The sequence below is a fragment of the Streptomyces sp. NPDC058758 genome, from assembly GCF_042746075.1.
GTDB lineage: Bacteria > Actinomycetota > Actinomycetes > Streptomycetales > Streptomycetaceae > Streptomyces.
Genome location: NZ_JBHYPS010000021.1, coordinates 106,141 through 132,332 on the forward strand (window position 1 = coordinate 106,141; position 26,192 = coordinate 132,332).

15 protein-coding genes and 2 pseudogenes are annotated in these 26,192 nt (G+C 75.3%); 4 read left to right on the top strand and 13 right to left on the bottom strand.

Going from position 1 to position 26,192, the window contains the following annotated elements; translation table 11 throughout:
- Window positions 1-11: 11 nt before the first annotated feature.
- The 13 genes from ACFW6A_RS23610 to ACFW6A_RS23670 are packed head-to-tail and all read right to left on the bottom strand — an operon-like array spanning window position 12 to window position 17,473.
- Complete coding sequence (locus ACFW6A_RS23610) at window positions 12-950, bottom strand: sugar nucleotide-binding protein (protein WP_351852552.1); 939 nt, start codon at window positions 948-950, stop codon at window positions 12-14.
- Window positions 947-2,044 carry an ROK family protein gene (locus tag ACFW6A_RS23615; protein ID WP_386642551.1) on the bottom strand — a complete coding sequence of 366 codons (1,098 nt, stop codon included), beginning with the start codon at window positions 2,042-2,044 and terminating at the stop codon, window positions 947-949. The genes ACFW6A_RS23610 and ACFW6A_RS23615 overlap by 4 nt, the downstream gene beginning before the upstream one ends.
- Window positions 2,025-2,408, bottom strand: coding sequence for a cupin domain-containing protein (locus ACFW6A_RS23620; RefSeq protein WP_351852557.1), 384 nt, complete (start codon window positions 2,406-2,408; stop codon window positions 2,025-2,027). The genes ACFW6A_RS23615 and ACFW6A_RS23620 overlap by 20 nt, the downstream gene beginning before the upstream one ends.
- Window positions 2,405-3,610 carry a sedoheptulose 7-phosphate cyclase gene (locus tag ACFW6A_RS23625; RefSeq protein WP_386479255.1) on the bottom strand — a complete coding sequence of 402 codons (1,206 nt, stop codon included), beginning with the start codon at window positions 3,608-3,610 and terminating at the stop codon, window positions 2,405-2,407. Before ACFW6A_RS23625 ends, ACFW6A_RS23620 begins: the two co-directional genes overlap by 4 nt.
- Window positions 3,603-5,666 (bottom strand): 4-alpha-glucanotransferase, encoded by a 2,064-nt coding sequence (gene malQ, locus ACFW6A_RS23630; RefSeq protein ID WP_386642555.1) that lies wholly within the window; start codon window positions 5,664-5,666, stop codon window positions 3,603-3,605. Before malQ ends, ACFW6A_RS23625 begins: the two co-directional genes overlap by 8 nt.
- Window positions 5,663-8,806: an HAD-IIB family hydrolase gene (locus tag ACFW6A_RS23635; protein WP_386642558.1), complete on the bottom strand. Its 3,144-nt coding sequence runs from the start codon at window positions 8,804-8,806 to the stop codon at window positions 5,663-5,665. Before ACFW6A_RS23635 ends, malQ begins: the two co-directional genes overlap by 4 nt.
- 8 nt (window positions 8,807-8,814) lie before the next feature.
- A complete protein-coding gene (locus ACFW6A_RS23640) occupies window positions 8,815-9,957 on the bottom strand; it encodes a sugar phosphate nucleotidyltransferase (protein ID WP_386642561.1) in 1,143 nt (380 codons plus the stop codon).
- Entirely contained in the window at window positions 9,950-12,073 is a 2,124-nt protein-coding gene (locus ACFW6A_RS23645) for a glycosyltransferase (RefSeq protein WP_386642564.1), read from the bottom strand. Before ACFW6A_RS23645 ends, ACFW6A_RS23640 begins: the two co-directional genes overlap by 8 nt.
- 1 nt (window position 12,074) lies before the next feature.
- A complete protein-coding gene (locus ACFW6A_RS23650; RefSeq protein ID WP_386479240.1) occupies window positions 12,075-13,547 on the bottom strand; it encodes a hypothetical protein in 1,473 nt (490 codons plus the stop codon).
- 8 nt (window positions 13,548-13,555) lie between these two features.
- On the bottom strand, window positions 13,556-14,356 hold the full coding sequence (locus ACFW6A_RS23655) for an ABC-2 family transporter protein (protein WP_351852577.1): 801 nt from the start codon (window positions 14,354-14,356) through the stop codon (window positions 13,556-13,558).
- Entirely contained in the window at window positions 14,353-15,168 is an 816-nt protein-coding gene (locus ACFW6A_RS23660) for an ABC-2 family transporter protein (protein WP_351852580.1), read from the bottom strand. Before ACFW6A_RS23660 ends, ACFW6A_RS23655 begins: the two co-directional genes overlap by 4 nt.
- A complete protein-coding gene (locus tag ACFW6A_RS23665; RefSeq protein ID WP_351852583.1) occupies window positions 15,165-16,187 on the bottom strand; it encodes an ATP-binding cassette domain-containing protein in 1,023 nt (340 codons plus the stop codon). Before ACFW6A_RS23665 ends, ACFW6A_RS23660 begins: the two co-directional genes overlap by 4 nt.
- Window positions 16,184-17,473: an aspartate aminotransferase family protein gene (locus ACFW6A_RS23670; RefSeq protein ID WP_386642569.1), complete on the bottom strand. Its 1,290-nt coding sequence runs from the start codon at window positions 17,471-17,473 to the stop codon at window positions 16,184-16,186. Before ACFW6A_RS23670 ends, ACFW6A_RS23665 begins: the two co-directional genes overlap by 4 nt.
- A gap of 252 nt (window positions 17,474-17,725) precedes the next feature.
- Between ACFW6A_RS23670 and ACFW6A_RS23675 the strand changes: the two genes are divergently transcribed.
- The 4 genes and pseudogenes from ACFW6A_RS23675 to ACFW6A_RS23690 form a co-directional block, all read left to right on the top strand.
- Window positions 17,726-18,790, top strand: a complete 1,065-nt coding sequence (locus ACFW6A_RS23675) for a glucose-1-phosphate thymidylyltransferase (RefSeq protein ID WP_351852587.1) — start codon at window positions 17,726-17,728, stop codon at window positions 18,788-18,790.
- On the top strand, window positions 18,787-19,749 hold the full coding sequence (gene rfbB / locus ACFW6A_RS23680) for a dTDP-glucose 4,6-dehydratase (protein ID WP_386479230.1): 963 nt from the start codon (window positions 18,787-18,789) through the stop codon (window positions 19,747-19,749). Before ACFW6A_RS23675 ends, rfbB begins: the two co-directional genes overlap by 4 nt.
- A gap of 61 nt (window positions 19,750-19,810) precedes the next feature.
- Window positions 19,811-22,882: pseudogene (locus ACFW6A_RS23685) on the top strand (alpha-amylase family glycosyl hydrolase); the annotation flags it as partial.
- Between the two features lie 58 nt (window positions 22,883-22,940).
- Window positions 22,941-26,051: pseudogene (locus ACFW6A_RS23690) on the top strand (alpha-amylase family glycosyl hydrolase); the annotation flags it as partial.
- Between the last annotated feature and the right edge of the window lie 141 nt (window positions 26,052-26,192).

The window sequence follows — 26,192 nt, forward strand, 5'->3', positions numbered from 1 at the left end:
CCGGTCCTGCCTCAGGCCCCGCGGAACGCGGGGGCCAGCACCGCTGCGGCGGCACCGACGCCCCGGAGCGCCACGGCCTCCATCCCCGGCACCGACGCCAGCGCCGTACTGGCCAGGCAGGTGTTCTCCGGCCGGGAGGCGTAGCGGCCCGAGGCCCGGGGCACCGGACGCACCAGCTCCTCCGGAGCCCCCAGCGCCCGCGCGATCCCGCGCGCCCAGTCGGCCCGGGAGACCCGCTCCGGGCCGCCGAGGTGCAGCAGCGCGGGCACCGCGCCACCGGGGCGGAGCAGCAGCGAGGTCACCGCCGCCACGTCCTCGACCAGGACGGGCGTCGTCCACTGGTCGGCCGGCGCCTCCACCGGCTCCCCCCGGAGCAGCCGGTGGGCGCAGGACGCGAAGAAGTTCAGCCACTTCCCGGCGTCGGCCGGCTCGTGCCCGTAGACGAGGCTGACCCGCAGCACCGTCGCCGGGGACGCCGCCCGGGCGAGCAGCAGTTCCTCGGCCCGCCGCTTCGCCGTCCCGTACGCGTTCGCCGGGGCCGTGGGCGTCGCCTCCACGTTCCGCGCCGAGGCGCCGTCGAAGACGTTGTCCGTCGAGATCATCACCAGCCGGTCCAGGCCCGGCAGCGCGGCGAAGGACGCCGTCGCCGCCGTGTGCGCGGCGGCCGCCTCCTCCGGGTGCGCCTCGCACCAGGTGACGTCCGACGGCCCGTGCACCAGGACCACCGCACGGGGCCCGACCCGCGCCACCACCCCGGCGCAGGCGGCCGGGTCGGTGGCGTCCAGCGGCGTCCAGCGCGCCCCGTACGCCTCGGGCGGCCGGGCGGGACGGCCGCGCGAGGCCAGCGTCACCGTCCGGCCCTCCGCGACGAGCCGCCGGGCGATCTCCGCGCCGACGAAGCCGCTGCCGACCACGAGGACGGGCCCGTGACCCGCCGGGTCCGCGCTCACCGCGCCACCGCCCTCTCCACCGTCCTCGGCGTCCCCGCCGTCCCCGCGCCGTCCGGCCCCGCGCCCGGCCGGCGGCCCATCAGGAGGCCCGCGCCGATCAGCCCGTGGTCGTCGTCGTCCGCCCCCAGCACCACCATCGACGCGATCTGCCCGTCCGTCAGGCCGAAGCAGCCCTGCCGGACCAGCTCCGCCGTCAGCAGCGCGCGGTACCGCTCGCCGACCGCCAGGGCGAAACCGCCCATCAGCACGAACCGGCGGATCCCGATCGAGGCGAACACCCCGCCGATCGCCGCCGCCAGCGGCACCAGCGTGCCCCGCAGCACCTCCGTGGCGAAGGGGTCCCCGGCCCGCACGGCCGACGCGACCGACGGGTTGTCCACCTCCGCGGGACCGGTCGCCGTCCGGGCCAGCGCCGAGCGCGCGTACCCCTCCGGATCCGCCGCGGCGGCCCGCCGCACGGCGGCGAGCACCCCCCGCCCGGAGGAGAGGGCCCCGAGGTGGCCCCGGCCGCCGCAGTCGCACGGCGCTGCGCCCGGCGAGCGGTCGTAGGTCCAGTGGCCCAGCTCCCCGCCGTGCCCCTCGTCGTCGAGGAGCACCTCGCCGCCCCGGAACACCTTGTTCCCGATGCCCGAGCTGATCGTGAGCAGGCAGAACGGCTCGGAGGAGCCCGCCCCGTACCGCCAGGCCGCCGCCGTCAGGTCGTTGACGACCAGCACGGGCACCGGCAGCCGGACCTCCAGGAGCTCCCGGAGGGGCAGCGGGCCGCCGCCCCCGCCCCACACCGTCGGCGCGCCCCGCACCGTGCCGTCACGGCCGACCGGGCCGGCGAAGGCGACGCACAGGCCGTCGGAACCGGAGGCGACGGCCTCCCGCTCCGCCTCCCGCGCGATCTGCTCGACGACCCGTTCCTGGAGCACCGGGACCGGCGCCCCGGGGAAGCGGGCCATGCCGTCGACGGGCCTCCGGCGCACCCCCGGCAGCAGACCGCCCGCGGCGGCGTCGAAGGTCCCCACCCGCAGCGTCGTCCCGCCGACGTCCATGACGGTGATCCGCCGTCCGGCCGGCGCGGCCGCGTCAACTCCCGGGAACGTCATCGGGCACCTCCTCCTCGAAGACGAGCAGGGCCAGGTCGGACGCGGAGTCGTTGCTCAGTCCGTGCTCGCCGTACGGCTCGTTGACCACCACGTCCCCGGCCGCCACCCGGAACTCGACGCCGTCCCTGACCATCACGCCGCTGCCGCTCAGTACCACGTACGTCTCCCGGTCGCGGCCGTGGCGGTGGCGGCCGATCGAGGTGCCCGGCGGCAGCACCGCCAGGTCGATGAAGGACGCCCCCGGGCTCCCGGCGCCCCGGGCGAGGATCCGGTGGGCGAGGATCGTCCCGCGCCCGCCGTGGTCGTGCTCCTTGGCGGCGAACAGCTCCCTGAGGTTCACCACCGGCCGTGCCGCGCCGCTCACGCCCCCGCCCCCTCGGCCGCGAACCCGGCGGCCCGCCGGGCGAGGTCGCCGAGGGCGTCCCGGAGCACCTCGGGCGGCACGTCGGCGAGCTCGTCGACGAAGACCGCCTTGCCCACCGCCGTCGGCACCACCAGGTGCAGCCGGCGGCCCCGCCGCTCCCACGACTCCTCCAGCGCCCGGGTCATCAGCTCCGGCGTGCAGGTCTCCGGGTCGAACACGGGCAGCCCGATCCGGGCGAGCAGCCCGATGATCCGGTCGCACGACGCCTCGTCGACCAGTCCGGTCCGCAGGGCCAGGCAGGACGAGAGGGCCATGTCCACGGCGACCGCCTCGCCGTGCTCCAGCCGGTGGCCGCCGGCGGTCTCGACGACGGGGCTGAAGGTGTGCCCGAAGTCGACCAGACGGGCCAGGTTCTTCTCCCGCAGGTTCGGGCAGAGCTCCTCCATCATCAGGCGCATGGAGGTCCGCAGGACGTACGTCTCCACCTCGGGCGGCGTCGGCGTCCCGGACGCCCGGAACGCGTCGGGGTACCGCTCCAGGGTGGTGAACAGCTCCTCGTCCAGGATCACCGCCATCTTCACGATCTCCGCCAGGCCGCAGCGGACCTCCCGCACGGGGAGGGTGGCGAGGAAGGCGGGGTCGCTCAGCGAGGCGTGCGCCGGATGGTAGGCGCCGAACATGTTCTTCGTGTGCAGGGCGTTGACCCCCGTCTTCACCCCCACGCCCACGTCGACCTGGCCGACCAGCGTGGTGTTGACCCGGACGTGCCGGACCCCCCGCGCGTACATCGACGCGGCGAAGCCGACCACGTCCGCGACGATCCCGCCGCCCAGGGCGAGCATCACCCCGTGCCGGTCCAGGCCGTCGGCCTTGGCGAGCGCGCAGACCCGCTCCGCCGTGGCCAGCGTCTTGTTCCGCTCCCCGGTGCCGATCGTGTGCAGCGTCCAGCTGCCCGGCGCGAGGTGCGCCTCCAGGTAGCGGACCAGCGCCTCCCCGTACAGGCCGCCGACGGTCGGCCCGGTGAAGGCCACCACCCGCCGCCCGCCGATCGCGCGCGCCAGGGCGGGGTTGTCCGGGGAGAGCACCCCGGAGATCAGCTCCGCCCGGTATCCGGTGCCGTCCGGCGCGAGCAGGCTGAAACCGTCGGCGTCCTCCCGGACGCCCGGCAGGCGTTCCTCGTCAGCAAGAACCCGGCTAGGCATGCCTCTCCTCGATGTCTCGGTGTGCTTCCGGCCGTCCGGCGAACGCCTCGGCCAGGTGGTGGGCGAGCGGAGCCTCGGTCAGCTCCTCCAGGGGGACGGGCCGCCCCTCCCCGTCGGCGACCGGCAGGCACCAGTTGGGGTGCAGCCCCGCCGTGCCCGGCAGGTTCTGCGGCCGCCGGTCGCCGGTCAGGTCCGGCAGCCAGACCCCGATCATGCGGGCCGGGGTCCGGCCCAGATAGGTGTGGAGCGCGGCGACCTCGCCCGCCGGGTCCGGCAGCAGGCCGAGCCGCTCCAGCTCGGCCAGCCAGCCGTCCCGTTCGCGCTCCGCCTCCGCCCGCTCCTGCGCCGCCGGGCGGGTCAGCAGGCCCAGGCGGTCGCGCAGTTCGACGTGCTCCCCGCTGAGCCAGGCGGCCGTGCTCGGCAGGTCGTGGGTGGTGAGGGTGGCCAGGCAGTGCTCCCGCCACTTCTCCGGGGCGAGCGGACCGAGCCGGCCCTCCGACCCGCCCTCGTACTCGAAGCGCTGGACGGCCGTCCCGATCACGCCCCGGTCGGCGAGCGCCTCGCGGACGCCCGGCTCGACCGTGCCCAGGTCCTCGCCGATCACCAGCGCCCCGGCCCCGGCCGCCTCCGCCGCGAGCACGGCCAGCATCGCCGCCCCGTCGTAGCGCACGTAGGTGCCCTCGCCCGGCGGGCGGCCCTCGGGCACCCACCAGAGCCGGAAGAGGCCCATCACGTGGTCGACGCGGAGCGCGCCCGCGTGCCGCAGACCGGCCCGCAGCAGCGCGGCGAACGGGCGGTACCCCTCGGCGGCCAGCGCGTCCGGGCGCCACGGCGGCTGGCCCCAGTCCTGCCCGGCCGGGTTGAAGTCGTCCGGCGGGGCGCCCACCGACATGCCCTCGGCGAGGCAGTGCCGCAGGGCCCAGGCGTCCGCCCCCTCCGGGGCCACCCCGACCGCGAGGTCGTGCACCAGGCCGATCCGCATGCCCGCCTCCCGGGCGGCCCGCTGGGCGCCGGCCAGCTGCTCGTCGGTGATCCAGGCGAGCCAGCGGTGGAAGCCGACCGCATCGGCCAGCACCCGCCGGGCGCGGGCGACCTCGGCCGAGCGGGGATCGCGCAGCCCGGCCGGCCAGGACCGCCATGCCGGACCGTGCACCTCGGCCAGCGCGCACCAGGTGGCGAAGTCGGTGAGGTCCCCGCCCTCCCGCTCGGCGTACGCGGCGAACGCGGCCTCGCGCGCCGGGGCGCGGGGCACCTCGTACACCTCGCGCAGCGCGCGCAGCTTCAGCTCCCGCACCTCCTCGCGGCGGATCAGGGAACTCCCGTCCAGCACCGCGGCGTTGAGCGCCGCGGCCCGCTCTGCGAGCTGCCGGACCCGGCTCCGCGGACCGTCGGTGAGCCCCGCGGCCTCCGGCACGTCCTCGACCCGCACGTGCATCGGGTCGGGGAACCTCCGGCTGCTCGGCCGGTACGGCGACGGGTCGGGCAGCGGCCCCGGCTCCATCGCGTGCAGCGGACCCAACTGGACGAAGTCCGCGCCGAGTTCCCGTCCCGCCCAGGAGACGAGCCCGGTCAGGTCGCCGAGGTCGCCCATGCCCCAGGAGCGGCGGGACAGCAGGAAGTAGAGCTGGACGAGGAAGCCCCAGGAGTACGGGGCGGGGCCGGGGCGCTCCGGCGCGACGAGCAGCACCGCCGTGTCGCGCCGGCCGTCCGCCTCCACCGTCAGCGTGTGCCGCCCGGCCGGCAGCGGCCCGTCCGCCGGGTCCCGCACCCGCCCGTCGGCGCACCGCACCCGCGCGCGGGCGCCCCGGGGCAGCCGGGGGAGGGGACCGTGCGGGCCGTCGACGACGACGCACGGCGGCACGAGCCGCCGGGCCCGGGCGGCGCGGTGGGCCGCCAGGGCGGCGCGGGCGGCGGCCGGCGTCGAGCCGTCCACCCCGCACGCCGCGAGGACCGCCACCAGGGTGTCCCGGCCCACCGCGACCTCCCGCCCCCGGTCGGTCCGGTACGAGACCGCCACCCCGTACGCCTCGGCGAGTGCCTTCAGCGGATCGCTCACCGGGCACCCCCCGGGGCGGCGGGGGCGGCCGCCGGCTCCGTCCCGTGACCGTGTCCCGGCGGTGCGAACGGCACCACCGGGGTGCCGAAGAGGCGCTCCAGGACCGCCGCCACGCCGTCCTCCTCGTGGCCGGGCGCGATCTCGTCCGCGACGGCCCGCAGCGCGGGGTGCGCGTTGGCGACGGCCACCCCGTGCCCGGCGAGCGCCAGCAGCGGCACGTCGTTGGGCATGTCGCCGAAGGAGACCGTCTCCGCGCCGGTGCGGCCGAGCAGCTCCAGTGCCCGCGCCACCCCGGTGCCCTTGGTGATCCCCCGGGGCAGCACCTCCACCATCCCCCGCACCGAGTGCACGACGGTCACCTCGTCGCCGCAGAGCCGCAGGGCGGCCTCCGCGAGCGCGTCGTCCCCGACCGTGCGGTGGTGCAGCACCAGCTTGTCGATCGGCGCGTCCCACAGCAGGGAGCGGTCGGCGGTCACGTCCCAGCCGTGCCGCACCCGCTCGCCGAAGCCGGGCGTGACCTTGAACCGGCTCTCCGGCGGAGAGGTCACCACCCCCAGCTCCAGCGGGCCGAGGAGCTCCTCCACCCGCGCCACCACCGAGCGGGCCAGCTCCGTGTCGAGCCGCTCCGCCGACAGCAGCCGGTCCGTGCCCGCGTCGTACAGCTGCGCGCCCTGCCCGCACACCGCCAGGCCGGTGTAGCCCAGGGAGTCCAGGAGCCGGCGGCACGCCGCCGCCGGACGACCCGTCACCACCAGGTGCACGGCCCCCGACGCGGCCACCAGCTCCAGCGCCCGCCGGGTCCGCCCGGACACCGTCAGGTCGGACCGCAGCAGGGTGCCGTCGAGGTCGGTCGCGACCACCCGGTACGGCGGCGCCTCCGGCACCGGCACGTGGTCCCAGGCGGTCCTCCCGTCGTCGAGGGTGAGCCGCAGCACCAGGCCGCCGCGCGGCCCGCCGGCCGGAACCGCGCCGCGGAAGACGCCGTCGGCGTCCCGGCGCAGCGCCACCAGCCGGGTGCTCCCGGCCGCGGGCACCGGCTCGTCGGAACGGGCGGCCTCCTCGGCCGACTCCAGCGGCGCGTCACCGGCGTCCGCCGGGCCCGGGGCCGCGCCGTCCACGACCGCGTCCACCGCGATCAGCCCCGGATGGCGGTACTCCACCGCGCGCGGGGCGTCCGGCGCGGCCGGCGCGATCCGGCACCGGTGCCGCACCGGCGCCATGAGGTCGTCCCGCCCCGCGGCACGGGCCAGGGCGGCGCAGCGCTCGAAGTCCGCCCGCCCGTACGCGGCGGCGAACAGCGCCTCGTACGCCGCCCCGTCGAGCGGCGCGCACCGGCCGTAGGCGTCGGCGTCGCCCCGCTCCAGGGCGTGCCGGAGGACCGTCTCGCGGTGCTCGGCGACCTCCGCGTCGTCCAGCAGCCCGAACCAGCCGTACCGCGCGGCGTCCCGGGCGGGCAGCCGGCGCGGGACGCCGTCGAGCAGCTCCCGGAAGGCGCCGAGCCGGCGGCGGGCGCTCTCCCCCCAGGTGAAGCCGCGGGCGGTGCGGACCGCGTTCCGCGACAGGCGGGCGTACTCCTCCGGGGCCTCGCGGAACATCCGCTCCGCCTCCCGTATCCGGCCGGCCAGCAGCCCCGCCAGCTCCCGGTCGTCGTCGCGGAAGGAGCCGCGCACCGCGAAGCCGGTCGCGTCCGGGTGGGCGTGCGGCAGCGCGTGCCCGAAGTGGGCGGTCGTCCGCTGCGCGGTCCCGATCGGCACCGCGCCGCAGGCCATCGCCTCCGCCTGGGCGATCAGGAAGCCGTCCAGCTCGAACTTGGAGGGGCACACGGTGAAGTCCGCGCACGCCGCCTCGGCGAACAGGACGTCCTCGCCGGCCAGCGTCCAGTCCAGCCGCACCCGGTCCGGGTGGGCGTCCGCGATCCGCTGGAAGTACGCGTTGGCGGGCGCCGACGCTGCCGCGCCGCCCGCGCCCGTCGCGCAGCGCAGCACGAAGGACGCCTCGACGCCCTCCGCCAGCACCTCCTCGATCGCCCGGAAGAGCTCCAGCTGGCCCTTGTGGTGCACCGCGTACCGGGCCGAGTGGAAGAAGACGGGGCGCGCCGGGTCGAGGCCCATGCCGCGCAGCACCGCCGCCCGGTCGACCGCCGCCGGGTCGCGCGCCAGCCACGACTCGGAGACCCCGCAGCCGCCGTCGAAGAGCTTGCCCGCGTGCCGCCGCAGCAGCCGGGCGACCGGCAGGCCGCTCACGTACCGCTCCATCGGGGTGCCCTCGAAGGTGCTGTGGTGGTCGCGCTGGCCGGGCGAGACGAAGTCCACCAGGTCGGCGTGGGCGAGGAGCTGCGGGAAGAGCGACACGTGGTCGGGCCCGAACTCGGTGTGCAGCCGGGTCGCGGCGAGCGCCCGGACCATCGCCCCGGTGGGGGAGTCCTCCGGCGGGGCCGGCTCCTCCCAGGCGTCCAGGGCGACGGGCTCGCCGCCGCCGGCGCCGATCCGGAGCGGGTCGACGCCGAAGAGCCGCAGCAGCGCCTCGGTCTGCGGCCGGTAGACCTTGTGGGTGACGGGGGCGTTGGCCGCGACCGTGCTGACGCACCTCCAGCGCGGGTCGTCCTTCAGGACCAGCGGCACCAGGTGGTGGTACGAGGGCTCGAAGCCGTGCACGACCGCCGGCTCGGCCCCCTCCCCGTGCCCGGCGCCCAGCCGGTCGCGCAGGAAGCGCAGCCCGGCGACCTGGAAGACCAGCGGCTTGAAGAAGGAGAGGTCCCGGCCCTCGGAGTCCGGCGGCGGGTACAGCCGGTCCGGCAGCAGGTCGAGGTGGGCGTCGGAGAGGAGATGGACGTCCACGCCGTCCAGGCGCAGCCGGTACGCCCGGGTGGTCAGCGTCAGCGCCTGCTCGGCGGGCCGGCCCGGCCAGGTCTTCGGGTCGAGGACCAGCGGCACCGTGTGCTCGACGCGGTAGTCCAGCTCCTCGACCGGGTGGGCGGCGCGCAGCCGCTCCAGGTGCCCGTGCGCGGGGGTCACGACCGACACCCGGTGGCCCAGCGCCGCGTACTCCCGGGACAGGTTCCACACCAGCGGCGACAGCCCGCCGCGCATCAGCCGGGGGTCGAAGCCCCCGCACTCGTAGGCGAAGTTGACGATGTGCATGGGGCTCCTCAGCATGCCGCGGACGGCATCGGTTCGACGTGCTGGACGAAGCCGTCCTCCAGGACGACGGCGGAGTCGATGTCGGCTCCGTCGGGCACCACGGCACCGGGCAGCACCACGCTGCGCCGCACCCGGGCGTCCGCCCCGATCCGGGCCCCGGGGAAGACCACGCTCTCCTCGACCAGGCCCCGGTTGGCCAGGCCCCTCGGCACCATCGAGCGGTACACGCCGGGCGCCCGGTCGACCAGGCCGCGGGACACGCCGGGCGCGAGGGTGCGCGGCAGCGCGGTCACCGGGAGCGTCGCGTCCGGGCGGGTCATCGCGAGGTGGGCGCGGTGGTAGCGCTCCACCGTGCCGATGTCCTCCCAGTGCCCCTCGACCCGGTGGCCGAGGATCCGCTCCCCGCCGGCGAGCATGGCGGGGATGACGTCCCGGCTGATGTCGTGCTGCCAGTCCGTGCCGTCCAGGGCGTCCAGGTAGCGCCGCAGCACGGCCGCGTCGAAGACGCAGAAGGCCGCGAACACCAGGTCGGACGTGGGGTGTTCGGGCTTCTCGACGAAGGAGGTCAGCCGCTCCTCGCGGTCGAGGCCGACCATCCCGAAGAGGTGGACGTACCGCGGGTCGATCCGCTGGTAGGCGACGGTCAGCGCGGCCCGCCGCTCGATGTGGCGCCGGATCAGGGGCCGGTAGTCGAAGCGGTACACGTGGTCGGAGTGGAGCACCAGCACGTGCGCGGTGCGCGGGCCGAAGACGTGGTCGGCCTTGCGGATCAGGGCGTCGGCCGTGCCGCGCTCCAGCGGCCAGGTCCGCTCGGGAAGCTCCCCGGGCAGGCCGGCGCCGGCCGCGCGGTAGGCGGCGTCGTACGGGCCGAAGTGGACGCGGAAGCCGGGCGCGACGCCGTTCCAGACCGTGTGCAGGTCGTCCATGAGGAGCCGCTCCTCGTACTGCGAGAGCAGCAGCACCTCGGCCAGGCCGGAGTCGCGGGCGTTGGCCAGGCTGAAGTCGACGAGCCGGCAGGCGCCGCCGTACGGCACCAGGGGCTTCAGCCGGCCGGCGCCGAGCCGGCCCATCCGCTCGCCGCGCCCGCCGGCCAGCAGCACGGCCCGGACCGCGGCGGCGGAGTCGCGCGCGGAGGTGGGGTGGTCAGCCATGTCGTACCTCGTCCCAGGCGGTCCGCCCGTTCGACAGCGTCAGGAGGAGCCGGGCGGCGGGGTCCCCCGCCGGCCCGGCGCCGGTGAACTCGCCGGGGCCGGTCCGGGTCCACTCGGTGACCCGTGCTTCCCCGCGGCCCCCCTCGTCCCGGGGGCCCGGGACGACCAGCTCGACCCGCTCGGCGTGCCCCAGGCGGTAGACCAGGCCCGCGCCGCCCGGCCGGCAGCGCCCGCGCAGCGGCGCGGTCCGCTCCGCCGGCACCGCGCCGGGGGCGCGGGCCAGGACCTCCTCGCAGGCCGCGAAGTCGGCCCGCGCCCAGGCGGCGTCGAAGAACCGCAGCGCCAGGGGGCCGGTGAGCGGGCCGAGCCGTTCGGCGGCGTCGAGGTCCCCGGCGTCGACGGCCGCCGCCAGCACCTCGTCCGGCCGCTCCTTCCACACGGCGTCCGGCAGCAGCCCGAACCAGCCGTGCCGCAGCGCCGCCTCGACGGCCGGCTCGGCGGGGGTCCCGTCCCACAGCTCCCGGAAGACCTCCAGGTGCAGCTCGGCGACGCGGTCCCAGGTGAAGGCGCGGGCCACCGCGCGGGCCCGGGCGGACAGCTCCCGGTACTCCCCGGGGCGCTCCCGGTACAGGAGGGCGGCCTGCCGCAGCCGGTCGGCGAGGGCGTCGACGAGCAGGGCGTCGTCCTCGGCGAAGGAGCGGTTGACGGCGAAGCCGGTCCGCCCGTCGCCCTCGTCCGCGTGCCCGAAGTGCGCCATGCCCCACTGGGCGGTGGCGATGGGCACCGCCCCGCAGGCCATCGCCTCGCCCTGCGCGATGAGGAAGGTGTCCATCTCGAACTTGGACGGGAAGACGCAGAAGTCGGCGGCGGAGGCGAGCGCGAAGACCCGTTCCTCGCCGACCCGCTCCCACTCCAGGTGGATCCGGCCCCGGTGCCGGGCGACGACGTCGTGGACGTACGGGTCGTCGATGCCGGTGCCGGAGATGCAGCGCAGCACGAAGTTGGCGGCCAGTCCCTCGGAGAGCACCCGGTCGACCGCGCGGAAGAGCTCGACCTGGCCCTTGTGGTGCACGGCGTAGCGGGCGTTGTGGAAGAAGGTGGGCAGCGCCGGGTCCAGGCCGAGGCCGGAGAGCACCGCCGCCCGGTCCACCGCGTCCGGGTCGCCCGCCAGCCAGGCGTCGGAGACGGCGCAGCCGCCGACGAACTGCTTGTGGGCGTTGCGCCGGACCGTCTCCGCGACCGGCAGCGCGGCGAACAGCTCCTCGAAGGGCGTGTCCCGGAAGCCGTTGGAGAAGTCCCGCTGCCCCTCGCAGAGGAAGTCGATCCGGTCGGAGTGGTCCGCGACCAGGCCGTAGACGGTGAGGTGGTCCTCCGGGTACTCGTAGTGCAGGTGCGTCCGGGTCTGGTACTGGCGCTGGGCCTCGCGCACCCCGGCCGGCGGGGCGGGTGGCTCCGCGGGCGGCGGCGGGGCGCCGAGCAGGGCGAGCAGCCTGCGGACCTCGGGGCCGTACACCTTCTTGGTGATCGGCATGTTGCTCTGCACGGTCGTCACCACGCTCTTCAGCGGGTCGCCGGCGAGCGCGGCGGGCAGCAGGTAGTGGTAGTACGGCTCGTGGGCGTGGACGACCGCCCGCTCGCCGCCGAACCAGCCGCGCAGGAAGCGGACGCTCTCCACCTGGAAGACCAGCGGCTTGAAGAAGGTGAGGTCGCTGCCCTTGGCCGCGTACGGCGGGTAGAAGGTGTCGGGGAGCCGGTCCAGGTAGTCGTTGGACAGGAAGTAGAGGTCGACGCCCTCCAGCCGGATCCGGTGCGCCGTGGTGCGCAGTTCCACCGGCACCTCGGCGGGGAAGCCGCGCCACACCTCGGGGTCCAGCACCAGGGGGAGGGTGTGGACGTCCTCGTAGGGCAGGTCCTCCACGGCGTGCCGGCGGCGCAGGTCGTCGAGGCGGCCGTGCGCCGGGGTCACGATGGAGACCCGGTGGCCCTTGCGGGCGAAGGCGCGCGAGATGTTCCAGAGGTAGACCGAGGTGCCGCCCTGGAGGAAGGTGTGGTCGAATCCGCAGCATTCGAAGTACGTCTCGATGATGTGCAGGGGGCCGTCGGAGGCGTCACTCACGTCAGTTCCTCGCGGTGAGAGTGCGGGTGCGGTGGGCGGGCCGGCCGGGGGCCGGCGCGTGGCGCAGGTCGATGGCCGCGTGATAGGGCCGGGCGTGCGCGAAGTTGTAGTCGAGCTCGTGCAGCAGGCGGCGCAGGTGGAGCAGCCGGCGCAGCTCCCCGCCGCCGTGCTCCGCCGTCCCCGCGGGGCCGAGCAGCAGCCGGGCGACCTCCCGCCGCCACGCGTCGGCCGTCGCGAAGACGAGGCGCAGCGGGGCCCGTTCGGCCGGGGACAGCCCGGCGCCGCCGTCGAGCGAGGCGAGCATGGTCCGGGTGGGGTCCAGGCCGAGGAGCCGGGCGGCGTGGTCGGCGGCCTCGTCGGCGGAGAAGTACTCCAGGGCGCGGCCCAGCGCCACCAGGTCCTCCAGCGGCGACTGCTCCTCCCAGCCCGCCTCGCCCGGTCCGGTGGCGGGGGTGGAGACGTCGATGACCCGCGGCGGATCGGTCAGCAGGTGCGACAGGTGCAGGTCGCCGTGGCAGGGCCCGGCGGGGTGCGGTGCGGGGGAGGCAGCGAACGCGGTCCGCAGCAGCGCGGCCTCCTCGCCGAGCGCCCGGAAGGCGCCGTCGAGGGCCGCGGCGGGCAGCACCGCCTCGTCCCGGCCGCGGGCGGCGAGGGAGGCGATCCGGGCCTCGGCGGCGTCGAGCGCCCGCTCCACCGGGTACGCGGCGGGCGGAGCGCCCCCGCCGAGCCGGGCCCGCAGCTCCGCGTGGAAGGAGCCGAGGAACTCCCGGGCGGCGGTGAGCGTGCCGGCGAGCGGCGCGAGGTGCGCGCGCACCAGCGCGTCGGGGGCGCCCGGTCCGGCGGCGGCGAGCCGCGGCCACAGGGCGCGCAGGTTCGCGCGGAGCGGGACGTCCATGCCCGAGCCGGGGGCGTACGCGTACACCACCCCGAGCGGCAGCGCCGGCCCGCCGCCGGGCGGGACGTAGGAGTAGTCGCCGAACCAGCGGGGCGTGTGGCCGCTGCCGTCCATCAGCCGCAGCAGCTCCGGCTCCCGCACCTCCGGGCCGAGGGTCCGGTACGTCTTGTGCAGGTGGGGCCGGTCGTCGAGGTCGAGCAGGGAGAGCGAGTTCGAGGACCATCCGCGGTCGAAGGGGCGGACCCGGACCGTGCGGGGGGCGGGGCCCGACCCCCGGAAGGCGACGTGTCCGCCGCGGGCGGTGGGGATCCGGGCGCCCGCAGCGGCCAGCCGGACGCACGCCCGGTCGAACTCCTCGGTGCCCGGCGCCTCGGAGGCGCGGCCCGCGGCGTCCGTGCGGACGGGGACGAGGAACCGCCGGCCGTGCGCCGGTCCGCCGACGGCGGCGGTCACGACGAGCCGGAGCCCGTCGCCGAGGTCGGCCTCGTCGGCCACCTCGTGGCGGTCGGCCCGGCGGCCGTCCTCCGGCAGCCAGGCGGCGGCGCGCAGCAGTTCGCGGATCTGGGTGGCGCTGGTCACGCGGTTCGTCAACTCCCGGTCATCTCGTAGCGGGCCAGGCCGCGGCGCCACAGCGCCAGGGCGGCGAGGAGGGAAAGGCCGGTCACCACCGGCAGCCACCGGAGGAGTCCGGTGTCGCCGTGCAGCAGGTAGACGGCGGGGGCGTACGACGTGAAGGCGAAGGGCAGCACCCAGGTCAGGAGGGCGCGCAGGGAGGCGTGGTAGAGGTCCAGGGGGTAGCCCGCGAAATCGGAGACCTGGGTGACGGTCTGGAGCGCCGGCATGCTCGTCACCGTCCAGAAGGACAGCGAGGCGAAGAACAGCTTCACGGAGGCGTGGATCAGCGCCCCGGCCAGCACCAGCAGCGGGGCCAGGGCCCACTGGACTGCGGTGGGGTCGAGCCCGAGTTCGGACCCGCTCCACAGCACCAGGAAGAGGCCGACGGCGAGTTCGCCGATGCCGTCGGGGTGGAAGAAGCGCTCCGACAGGAGGGCGAAGAGCGGGTCCACCGGGCGGATGAGGTAGCGGTAGAACTCGCCGCGCTGGATCAGCTTGCGGCTCAGCTCCCACAGCTGGTCGGTGAAGAGGTGGTCGAGTCCGCGCGACAGCAGCGCGCAGCCGAGGAGGAAGAGCACCTGGTGGTAGGACCAGCCGGCGACGGCCGGGACGTGGCTGAAGACCACGCCGACCGCGACCGTCTGGAGCCCGACCCGGATCAGGAACGCCCCGGAACCGAGCAGGAAGTCGAGCCGGTAGGCGGCGAGCCGGTGCAGCCCGACCCCGCCGAGGAAGAGCGCCAGCCGCAGCCGGTCGCCGAGCGTGCGGCTCATCCGCCGAGCACCTCCAGCCGGGAGACGGCCGCCCGCCAGAGCACGGCGCACAGCAGGACGAGCCCGGCGGCCCAGGCCAGCTGGTGGCCGAGGACGGCGGCGGCGCCCGCGGCGCCCTCGTACCGGCCGAGGAGCAGGGTGAGCGGACCGTCGGCCATGGCCCGGAAGGGCAGTGCCATCGCGAGGGCGTGCAGCGGCCCGGGGAGCAGGGCCAGCGGCACCATCTGTCCGGCGAAGAAGGCGACGACGCCCTGCTTGGCCATCCGCACGCCCCAGGTGTTGGTGGTGACGAAGCCGGCCATGCCGGTCAGCAGGTTCACGCAGAAGGCGATGAGCACCGAGAGCACGGCGGACGGGAGGAACAGCAGGGCGTCCGCCGGGGCCGGCGCGGTCAGCGGGACGAGGGCGGCGAAGAGGACCAGGAGCGGCGCCCCGACCAGGACGGCGTTGGCGGCGATCACCGGCAGGCAGGCGGCGAACCGGACCAGCGGGTAGGAGACCGGGCGGACCAGGGTCACCGCGATGTCGCCCCGGTAGACCTCGGCGGCGACCTCGTCGTCCACCCGGTTGGCGTGCACCACCGCCAGCACCTGTGCCACCACGAGGTAGGTGGTGACGCTCGCCGGGGTGAAGCCGCCGGGGCCGGGGCCCGGGGAGTCCGCGTACACCGCCCGCCACAGGAAGACGGTGACGGCCGCGCCGGCCGCCGCGGTGATCCCGGTGACGAGGAAGGTCGAGCGGTACTGGAGCAGGGACTGCAGCCCGCTCGTGGCGAAGGGCAGGTAGCTGCCGGGACGGAGGGCCGGTCTCATCGGCCGCCGCCGTCCCGCGCGGCGGGCACGCCACCCCGGTAGATCTGCCGGAGCACCGTCTCCAGGTCCGGCTCGGGGGCGTAGCAGTCGGCCAGTTCGAACCGCTCCAGGAGGAAGCCGAGGACCTGCCGCGAGGTGAAGGCGTCGGCCGGGTAGTCGACCCGGATCCGGCCCTCCGGGGTGACGGCGGCGGTGGCGCCGGGCAGCCCGGCCTCGATGCCGTCGACGGCGGCCCGCGGGCCGGGGCCGCCCCGGTGGTCGAAGACGACGGAGCGGCGGTCGGCCCGGCGCAGCAGCTCGTGGAGGGTGCCCTCGTGCACGACCCGGCCGCCGTCGACGACGAGCGCGTCGTCGCAGATGGCGGCGATGTCGGACAGGTCGTGGCTGGTGAGCAGCACGGTGGTGCCGCGTTCGGCGTTGGCCCGGTTCACCAGCTCCCGGACCGCTTCCTTGAGGACCATGTCGAGGCCGATGGTCGGTTCGTCCCAGAAGACGACCGCCGGGTCGTGCAGCAGGCTCGCGGCGATCTCGGCGCGCATCCGCTGGCCGAGGCTCAGCTGGCGTACGGGCGTGGTGCCGAGGGCGTCGATGTCGAGCAGCTCGCGGTAGAGCGCGAGGTTCCGCTCGTACACCGCGTCGGGTATCCCGTAGATCCGGCGCAGGATCTGGAAGGAGTCGGGCACCGACAGGTCCCACCACAGCTGGCTGCGCTGTCCGAAGACGACGCCGATCGCGCGGGCGTTCTCGCGCCGGCGCCGGTAGGGCTCGACGCCGTTCACCAGGCAGCGGCCCGAGGTGGGCGTCATGATGCCGGTGAGCATCTTGATGGTGGTGGACTTGCCGGCGCCGTTGGCGCCGATGTACGCGGTCTTCGAACCGGCGCGCAGCGCGAAGGAGATGCCGTCGACGGCGCGCACGGTGCGGTGCTCGCGGCTGAGCAGGGTGGAGAGGCTGCCGCGCAGCCCGGGCCGCCGTTCGGCGATCCGGAAGTCCTTGGTGAGTCCTTCGGCGACGATCACGCGGTCACCCGCCCGATGGCCTCGCCGAGGATGCGAACCCCCTCGTCGAGCAGCTGCTCGTCCAGGGTGAAGGGCGGCGCGAGCCGGATGACGTGCCCGCCGACCGCGGTGCGCAGCCCCAGGTCGAGGGCGGTGGTGTAGACGGCGCGCGCGATCTCGGGGGCGGGGGCGCGGCTCGCCCGGTCGCGGACGAACTCCAGTCCGTGCAGCAGGCCGAGGCCCCGGACGTCGCCGAGCACCTCGAAGCGGTCGTGGAGTGCGGCGAGGTGGCCGCCGAGCCGGTCGCCGAGGACCCGCACCCGGTCCAGGAGCCGGTCGCGTGCGACGACCTCCAGGGTGGCGCGGGCGGCGGCGATCCCCAGCGGGTTGCCGGCGTAGGTGGAGGCGTACGCGCCGGGCGGGGCGGCCTCGGGGCGGTGCAGCAGGTCGTGCCGGCCGGCCAGCACGGCGAAGGGGAAGCCGTTGGCCATGCCCTTGGAGAGGGTGACCAGGTCCGGTTCCACGCCGACGAGTTCGGAGGCGAGGAAGGCGCCGGTGCGGCCGCCGCCGGTGGCGACCTCGTCGGCGACGAGCAGCACGCCGTTCTCCCGGCAGGCCGCCGAGATCCGCTCCCAGTAGCCGGGCGGCGGGACGATCACGCCGGCGGCGCCGAGGACCGGTTCGAAGACCAGCGCGGAGACGTTCGACTTGGCGGCGATGTGCCGGGTGACGAGGTCGGCGCAGCGGATGCCGCAGGTGGGGCGCTCCAGCTCCAGGGGGCAGCGGTAGCAGTACGGGGCGTAGCCCAGGACGCTGTTGCCGGCGAAGGACTGGTGGCCGACGTCCCAGTGGACGAGCATCCGGGCGCCCATGGTCTTGCCGTGGAAGCCGTGGCGCAGCGCGCCGATCCGGTTGCGGCCGGGCGGGGCGGTGGACTGCACGACCCGCAGCGCGGCCTCGACCACCTCGGCGCCGGTGGAGAACAGCGCGTAGGTGTCGAGGTGTTCGGGCAGCAGGCGGGCCAACAGCTCGAAGAACTGGGCCCGTTCGGGCGTGGAGCTGTCGTGCACGTTCCACAGCCGCCCGGCCTGCCGGGTGAGGGCCGCCACCACCTCGGGGTGGGAGTGGCCCAGCGACTGGGTGAGCGTGCCCGCGGCGAAGTCCAGGTACTGGTTGCCGTCGAGATCGGTGAGGACGGCGCCGCGGCCCTCGGCGAAGACCCGCCGGGCGAGGGCGGCCTCCTCCGATTGGCCGGGGGCCCGATGCCGTGCCTCCCTGGCCAGCGCTTCTCGCTGGTGACCTGCCACCGGAGCTCCCAAGGGTCGAGCGAACTGACGTGGGTTTTCCGCCAGTTGACCGAGCGATTGATCGTTTCGAGGTGCGAGTGAAGCATTTGCGGCCACCTTTCAGCAAGAGATTGCAGAAACTTTCAGACATGCCTTGCAGTCCATGCGGAAGCTCTGCTTGAGTCGCCGGTGCGACCGCCGACACACACCTCGCCCACGAGGAGGGACCGTGCACAGACACCCCAAGGCCGCACCCGACCGAAGGCAGCCGATGTGAAGGCCCTGGTCCTGGCCGGTGGGACCGGCAGCCGACTGCGCCCCTTCACCCACACCGGGACCAAGCAGCTCCTGCCGATCGCCAACAAACCGGTGCTCTTCTACGCCCTGGAGTCCATCGCCGCCGCCGGCGTCCACGACGTCGGACTCGTCGTGGGCCCCTACGCCGACGACATCCGCCGCGCCGTCGGCGACGGACGGGCCTTCGGGCTCGACGTCACCTACGTCCGCCAGGACCGGGCGCTCGGACTGGCCCACGCGGTGGCCCTCGCCCGCGACTTCCTCGCCGACGACGACTTCCTGCTCCACCTCGGCGACAACTACCTCGACGGCGGCGTCACCGGTTTCACCGCCCGCGCCGCCGCCGAACCCGCCGCGGCCAGACTGCTCGTCACCGCCGTGCCCGACCCCAGCGCCTTCGGCGTCGCCGAGGTCGACCCGGCCGGCCGGGTGCTGCGGGTCGAGGAGAAGCCCGACCGCCCGCGCAGCGACCTCGCCCTCATCGGCGTGTACGCCTTCGGGCCCGCCGTCCACGAGGCGGTCGCCGCGATCCGGCCCTCGGCCCGGGGCGAACTGGAACTCACCCACGCCGTCCAGTGGCTCGTCGAGGCCGGACACGACGTCCGCGCCGACACCACCACCTCCGTGTGGCGCGACACCGGCAGCGTCGACGACATGCTGGAGGCCAACCGGCACGTCCTCGACGGCCTGCCCGGCCGGCTCGACGGCAAGGTCGACCCCGACAGCGCCGTCGTGGGCCGCGTCCGCCTCGGCGAGGGCGCCGTCGTCCGGGGCTCCCGCATCACCGGCCCCGTCGTCATCGGCCCCGGCTCCGTCATCAGCGACGCCGTGATCGGCCCCTACACCTCCATCGGCGCCAACTGCCGGGTCCACGACAGCTTCATCGAGGGCTCCGTCCTCCTCGACGGCGCCGACGTCGACCGGGCCGGCCGCATCGAACGCTCCTTCATCGGGCGGGACGCCGTCGTGACGGCCCCCCGCCACCCCCACGCCCACCGCCTCGTGCTGGGCGACCACAGCAAGGTGCACCTCCACCCATGACCCGACGCGTCCTCGTCACCGGCGGAGCCGGCTTCATCGGCTCGGCCCACGTCCTGCGCCTCCTGGGCCCCGACGGGCCCCCCGACGTCTCCGTGACGGTCCTCGACGACCTCACCTACGCGGGCAGCACCGCCCACCTCGCCCCGGTGCTCGACGACCCCCGCCTCCGCTTCGTCCGCGGCGACGTCGCCGACCCCGCCCTCGTCGACGGGCTCGTGCCCGGCCACGACGACCTCGTCCACTTCGCCGCCGAGTCCCACGTCGACCGGTCCATCGCGGACGGTTCGCCCTTCGTCCGCACCAACGTCCTCGGCACCCAGACCCTCCTCGACGCGGCCGTCCGGCACCACGTCCGCACCTTCGTCCAGATCTCCACCGACGAGGTGTACGGCTCGATCGCCACCGGCGCCGCCCGCGAGGACGACGCGCCGCGCCCCAGCTCCCCGTACGCCGCCTCCAAGGCGGCCGCCGACCTGATGGCGCTGGCCTACCACACCACCCACGGCCTTGACGTCCGCGTCACCCGCTGCTCCAACAACTTCGGCCCGCGCCAGCACCCCGAGAAGCTCGTCCCGCGCTTCGTCACCGCCCTGCTGTCCGGGCAGGACGTGCCCCTGTACGGCGACGGCTCGCAGATCCGCGACTGGCTCCACGTGGAGGACCACGTGACCGCCGTGGAACTGGTCCGCACGGGCGGCCGCCCCGGCCGGATCTACAACATCGGCGGCGGCACGGCCCTCACCAACCTGGAGCTGACCCACCGCCTGCTCGACCTCTGCGGCGCCGGACCCGAACGGATCGCCCGGGTCGCCGACCGCAAGGGCCACGACCTGCGCTACGCGGTCGACGACACCCGCATCCGCCGCGAACTGGGCTACCGCCCCCGCGCCGTCTTCGCCGACGCCCTCGCCGACACGGTCCGCTGGTACGCGTCCCGGCACGCCCCCGCGCGCGCCTGACCGCCCCCCCCGCGCCCCTCCTCCCTCCCCGACCGACGCGCTCCGAAGGAGCAGTACATCCGTGACCGGACTCATCCGGCGCTCCGCCACGTCCCTGGCGGCCGCCCTGCTGGCGACCGCCCTCGTCCCGGCCGCCCCGACGGCGGCCCTGGCCACGGAGCGGGCCGCGCCGCCCTCGGACCGGGCGCTCGCCGCCCAGCCGGCCCGCCAGGACCTCACCCGCGAGCAGTTCTACCTGCTGCTGCCCGACCGGTTCGCCAACGGCGACCCCGCCAACGACGAGGGCGGCCTCACCGGCGACCGCCTGGCGACCGGGTACGACCCCACCGACAAGAAGTTCTTCCAGGGCGGCGACCTCAAGGGCCTCACGCAGCGGCTGGACTACATCAAGGGCCTCGGCACCACCGCCCTCTGGATGGCGCCCGTCTTCACCAACATCCCCGTCCAGACCCGCGACGGCGGCAAGGAGTCCTCGGCCGGCTACCACGGCTACTGGATCACCGACTTCACCCGGGTCGACCCGCACTTCGGCACCAACGACGACCTGAAGGAACTCATCGAGGCCGCCCACGCCAAGGGCATGAAGGTCTTCTTCGACGTCATCACCAACCACACCGCCGACACCGTCGACTACGCGGAGAAGGAGTACGGCTACCGCCCCAAGGGCGCCTACCCGTACCTCGACGAGGACGGCCGCCCCTTCGACGACGCCGTCGTGACGCCCGAGGTGGACGCGGACTCCTTCCCGTACACCCCCGTCACCACCGGCACGGCGAAGGTCCCGGCCTGGCTCAACGACCCGACGATGTACCACAACCGGGGCGACTCCACCTTCGTCGGCGAGAGCGGCCTCTACGGTGACTTCTTCGGCCACGACGACCTGTGGACCGAGCGCCCCGAGGTCGTCGAGGGCATGAAGCGGATCTACGAGACCTGGGTCCGCGACTTCGGCGTCGACGGCTTCCGCGTCGACACCGCCAAGAACGTCAACATGGAGTTCTGGACCCAGTGGGCCACCGCCCTGGACGCCTACGCGAAGAAGCAGGGCCGCGAGGACTTCTTCATGTTCGCCGAGGCGTTCTCCGCCGACGCCTCCATCACCGCGCCCTACGTCACCGAGGGCCGGCTCGACGCCACCCTCGACTTCCCCCTCCAGTCCGCGATGCGCAACTACGCCTCGCGCGGCGGTCCCGCCGGTGACCTCTCCCACGTCCTCGGCCAGGACTACCGCTACACCACGGACAAGGCGAACGCCTACGAGCAGGTCACCTTCCTCGGCAGCCACGACATGGGCCGCATCGGCTCCTTCCTCAAGCAGGACAACCCGGCCGCGACCGACGCCGAACTGGTCCGCCGGGCGACCCTCGCCAACGAGCTGATGTTCCTCTCGCGCGGCAACCCCGTCGTCTACGCGGGCGACGAGCAGGGCTTCACCGGCGCCGGCGGCGACTCCGACGCCCGCCAGACCCTCTTCGCCTCCCAGGTGCCCGACTACCTGGACGACGACCAGCTGGGTACCGACCGCACCCACGCCACCGACGCGTACGACACCACGCATCCGCTCTACAAGGCGATCGCGGCCCTGTCGAAGCTCACCCGTGAGCACCCCGCCCTGCGCGACGGCGTCCAGCGGGAGCGCTACGCCGAGGGCTCCGTCTACGCCGCCTCCCGCACCGACGCCCGGCAGCGCGTCGAGTACCTGGTCGCCGCCAACAGCTCCACCGAGCCGAAGACGGTGAGCGTCCCGGTCGACTCCGCCTCCTTCCGCACCCTGTACGGGGGCCGGGGCGCCGTCACGGCGAAGGACGGGAAGGTCACCGTCACCGTCCCCGCCCTCTCCACCCTCGTCCTCCGGGCCCGCACCCCGCTGCCCCGCACCGCCGCCGCGCCCTCCGTGCGCCTCGCCGCGCCCCCGGCCGGCGCCACCGGCACCGTGGAGATCGGCGCCGCCGTCTCCGGCGACCCGCTGAACCGGGTGGTCTTCGCCGCCCAGGTCGGCGACGGCCCCTGGCGGACCCTCGGCAGCGCCGACCACGCCCCCTACAAGGTCACCCACCGCATCCCCGCCGGGGTCCCGGAGGGCACCCCGGTCCGCTACAAGGCCGTCGTCGTCGACCCCCGGGGCCGCACCGCGAGCGCCCTCGCCGCCACCACCGCCGGGGCCACCCCGTCGCCCGCCCGGCCCAAGGCCGAACGGAAGCACGTCGTCGTCCACCACCGGCGCGCCGACGGCGACTACGACGGACTGCTCCTGCGCTCCGGCGGCGTCACCGCGGCGTTCGCCGGACGCGACGCCTACGGAGCCTTCGCCTGGATCGCCCCGCCCGAGGAGGGCGCCCCCCTCTCCTTCACCGTGGAGAAGGACGGCGTCCCCGACGGGCCCGCCCGCGCCCTCGACGCCACGGCCGCCGGAGAGGTGTGGACCCGCGAGGGCAGCGCCCTCGTCGACGCCACCCGCCCCGCCGACGCGCAGGCCCCGCAGGACGCCACGAAGGCCGTCATCCACTACCGCAGGCCCGCCGGCGACTACGAGGGCTGGGGCCTGCACGCCTGGACCGGCGCCGCCCACCCGCCCGAGTGGAACGAACCCATCCGGCCCGTCCGGCAGGACGCCTTCGGCCTCGTCTTCGAGGTCGACCTCTCCCCGGGCGCCGGCTCGCTCAGCTACATCCTCCACAAGAAGGAGGAGAAGGACGTCCCCGGCGACGAGGCCCTCGTCTTCCCCCTCCACGGCAAGGAGGTCTGGCGCCTCGCCGGCGACCCCGCCTACCTCTCGCCCTCCCTCGGCGGGGCCTTCCCGCTCGATCTCGGCCGCCAGGACGCCGTGTGGCTCGACGCCACCACCGTCGTCTGGCGCGGCAGCGGCACCGGCGTCGCCAGCCAGCAGCTCGTGTACGGCCCCGGCGGGATCACCCTCGCCGACGGCGTCCTCTCCGACGAGGGCCGGTGGCTGCGCCTGCTGCCCTCCGCCCTCACCGCCGAACAGCGCGCCGCCCACCCCGCGTACGCCGACTGGCGGGCCTTCACGATCGACCCCCGCGACCTCGACCGAGCCGCCGAGGCCCGCGAGGGACAGCTGATCGCCACCCAGCGCGCCGCCGACGGCGCCCTGCTGGGCGCGACCGGCGTCCAGCAGCCCCCGCACTGACAACTGCTCCTCTGGAAGGGACCCAGACGTGCACCAGACCCCCCTGACGCCCCCCGGCCGGACCGCGCGCCGGGCCGCCCGGCTCGCCGTCGCCACCGCCGTCGTCCTCGTGGCGACCGCCGTCGCCGGGCCCGCCCCGGCGGCGGCCGGGCACCGCCCCCCGCCGCAGCCCCCGTCGGACCGGACGCTCGCCGCCCAGCCCGCCCGCCACGACCTCACCCGCGAGCAGTTCTACTTCGTGCTGCCCGACCGGTTCGCCAACGGCGACACGTCCAACGACCGCGGCGGCCTCACCGGCACCCGTCTGGAGACCGGCTTCGACCCCACCGACAAGGGCTTCTACCAGGGCGGCGACCTCAAGGGCCTCACCCAGCGCCTGGACTACATCAAGGGCCTCGGCACCACCGCCATCTGGATGGCGCCCATCTTCAAGAACAAGCCCGTCCAGGGCGTCGGCAAGGACGCCAGCGCCGGCTACCACGGCTACTGGATCACCGACTTCACCCAGGTCGACCCGCACTTCGGCACCAACGACGACCTCAGGAAGCTCATCAGGGCCGCCCACGCCAAGGGCATGAAGGTCTTCTTCGACGTCATCACCAACCACACCGCCGACGTCGTCCGCTCCGGCGAGAACCGCTACGCCTACCGGAGCAAGGGCGCCCACCCCTACCTCGACACCACCGGCCGCCCCTTCGACGACAGCCGCGTCCCGGCCGCCGTGGACGCCGACGGCCTCCCGTACACCCCCGTCGTCCCCGACACCGAGCGGAACGCCAAGAAGCCCGCCTGGCTCAACAACCCCACGATGTACCACAACCGCGGCGACTCCACCTTCGTCGGCGAGAGCGGCCTCTACGGCGACCACACCGGTCTCGACGACCTGTGGACCGAACGCCCCGAGGTCGTCCGCGGCCTGGCCGAGATCTACCAGACGTGGGTCCGCGACTTCGACATCGACGGCTTCCGCGTCGACACGGTGAAGAACGTCAACATGGAGTTCTGGACGCAGTGGGCCACCGCCCTCGACGCGTACGCGAAGAAGCAGGGCCGCGAGGACTTCCTCATCTTCGGCGAGGTCCTCTCCTCCGACCCGTCCGTCACCGCGCCCTACGTCACCGAGGGCCGGCTCGACGCCACGCTCGACTTCCCCCTCCAGCAGGCCGTCCGGGACGTCGCCTCCCTCGGCCGCCCGGCCTCCGCCCTCGCGGACGTCTTCGCCGAGGACTACCGCTACACCACCGACAAGGCGAACGCCTACGAGCAGGTCACCTTCCTCGGCAACCACGACATGGGCCGCATAGGCGGCTTCCTCAAGCAGGACAACCCGCACGCGACCGACGCCGAACTCGTCCGCCGCGCCGTTCTCGCCAACGAGCTGATGTTCCTCTCCCGGGGCAACCCGGTGGTCTACGCGGGCGACGAGCAGGGCTTCACGGGCGAGGGCGGCGACAAGAACGCCCGCCAGACGCTCTTCGCCTCGAAGGTCGCCGACTACCTCGACGACGACCGGCTGGGCACCGACCGCACCCACGCGGACGACGCCTACGACACCAGGCACCCGCTCTACCGGTCGATCGCGGCCCTGTCCAAGCTGACCCGCGAGCACCCCGCCCTGCGCGACGGCGTCCAGATCCAGCGCCACACCGACACCACCGGCGCGGGCGTCCACGCCACCTCCCGGATCGACCCGCGCCGCCGCGCCGAGTACCTCGTCGCGGTCAACAACGCCACCACCCCGAAGACCGTCACCCTCACCACCGGCACCTCCCGCGCCCGCTTCGCCCCGCTCCACGGCGACGCCCGCCCGGTCCGCAGCGGCGCCGACCGCCGGATCACGCTCACCGTCCCGGCGCTCTCCTCGGTCGTCCTCAAGGCCGACCGCCCCCTCGACACCCCGCGCGCCGCGCCCTCCGTGCGCCTCGCCGCGCCCCCGGCCGGCGCCACCGGCACCGTCGAGGTCACCGCCACCCCCGGGGCGGGCGAACTGAACCGGGTGGTCTTCGCGGCCCAGGTCGGCGACGGCCGCTGGCAGACCCTCGGCAGCGCCGACCACGCCCCCTACAAGGTCACCCACCGCATCCCCGCCGGGGTCCCGGAAGGCACCCCGGTCCGCTACAAGGCCGTCGTCGTCGACCCCCGGGGCCGCACCGCGAGCGCCCTCGCCGCCACCAGCACCGGCGAGCCGCCCGCTCCCGCCCGGCCCAGCGCCTTCGAACGCCCCTACGCGATCGTCCACTACCGGCGCGCGGACGGGGCCTACGACGGCTGGACGCTCAAGGCCGAGGGCAAGGGGGCCGCGTTCACCGGCCGCGACGCCTACGGCGCCTTCGCCTGGGTCCCGGTCGCCCCCGGCACCACCTCCGTGGCCTACACCGTCACCAAGGACGGCACCCCCGACGGACCGGCCCGCACGATCGAGCTGAACCGCACCGGAGAGGTCTGGATCGACCAGGGGAAGGACGGCCAGGCCGAGACCGTCCCCGACGGCGTCTACCCGCCGCAGGACGAGCGCACGGCCGTCATCCACTACTACCGGCCCGACGGCGACTACACCGGCTGGGGCCTGCACACCTGGACCGGCGCCGCCCGGCCCACCGACTGGTCCAAGCCCCTCGCCCCCGTCCGCACCGACGCCTACGGAGCCGTCTACGAGGTCCCGCTCGCCGACGGCGCCACCTCGCTCAGCTACATCGTCCACCGCGGCGACGAGAAGGACCTCCCCTCCGACCGCTCCCTGGACTTCGGCACCTACGGCAAGGAGGCGTGGCTCGTCGGCGGCGCCACCGACCCCGTCCTGCCGAGCATCCGCACCACCCCCGACCTCGACCTCTCCCGCTCCGAGGCGCGCCTGCTCGACGCCGCCACCGTCGTCTGGGACGTCAAGCCCACCGACTCCACCAGCCAGCAGCTCGTGTACGGCCCCGAGGGCGGCATCGCCGTGGAGGACGGAGCCCTCACCGACGAGGGCCGGTGGCTGCGCCTGCTCCCCTCCGCCCTCACCGCCGAACAGCGCGCCGCCCACCCGGAGCTGATCGGACGCCAGGTCTTCACCGTCGACCCCCGCGACCGCGACCGCGTCGCGGAGGCCCTCGGCGGCCAGCTGATCGCCACCCAGCGCAACACGGCCGGCGCGCTCCTGACCGCCACCGGAGCGGCCGGCACCCCGGCCGGCTGACCCGGCGAACCCCGGAACACGGCGGCGGCCCCCCCCCCCCCCCACCCCTGACGGCCGCGCCGACGACGCCGACCACCCCCACCCCGACCCACCACACCCCGGCGACCCCCCCCGCCC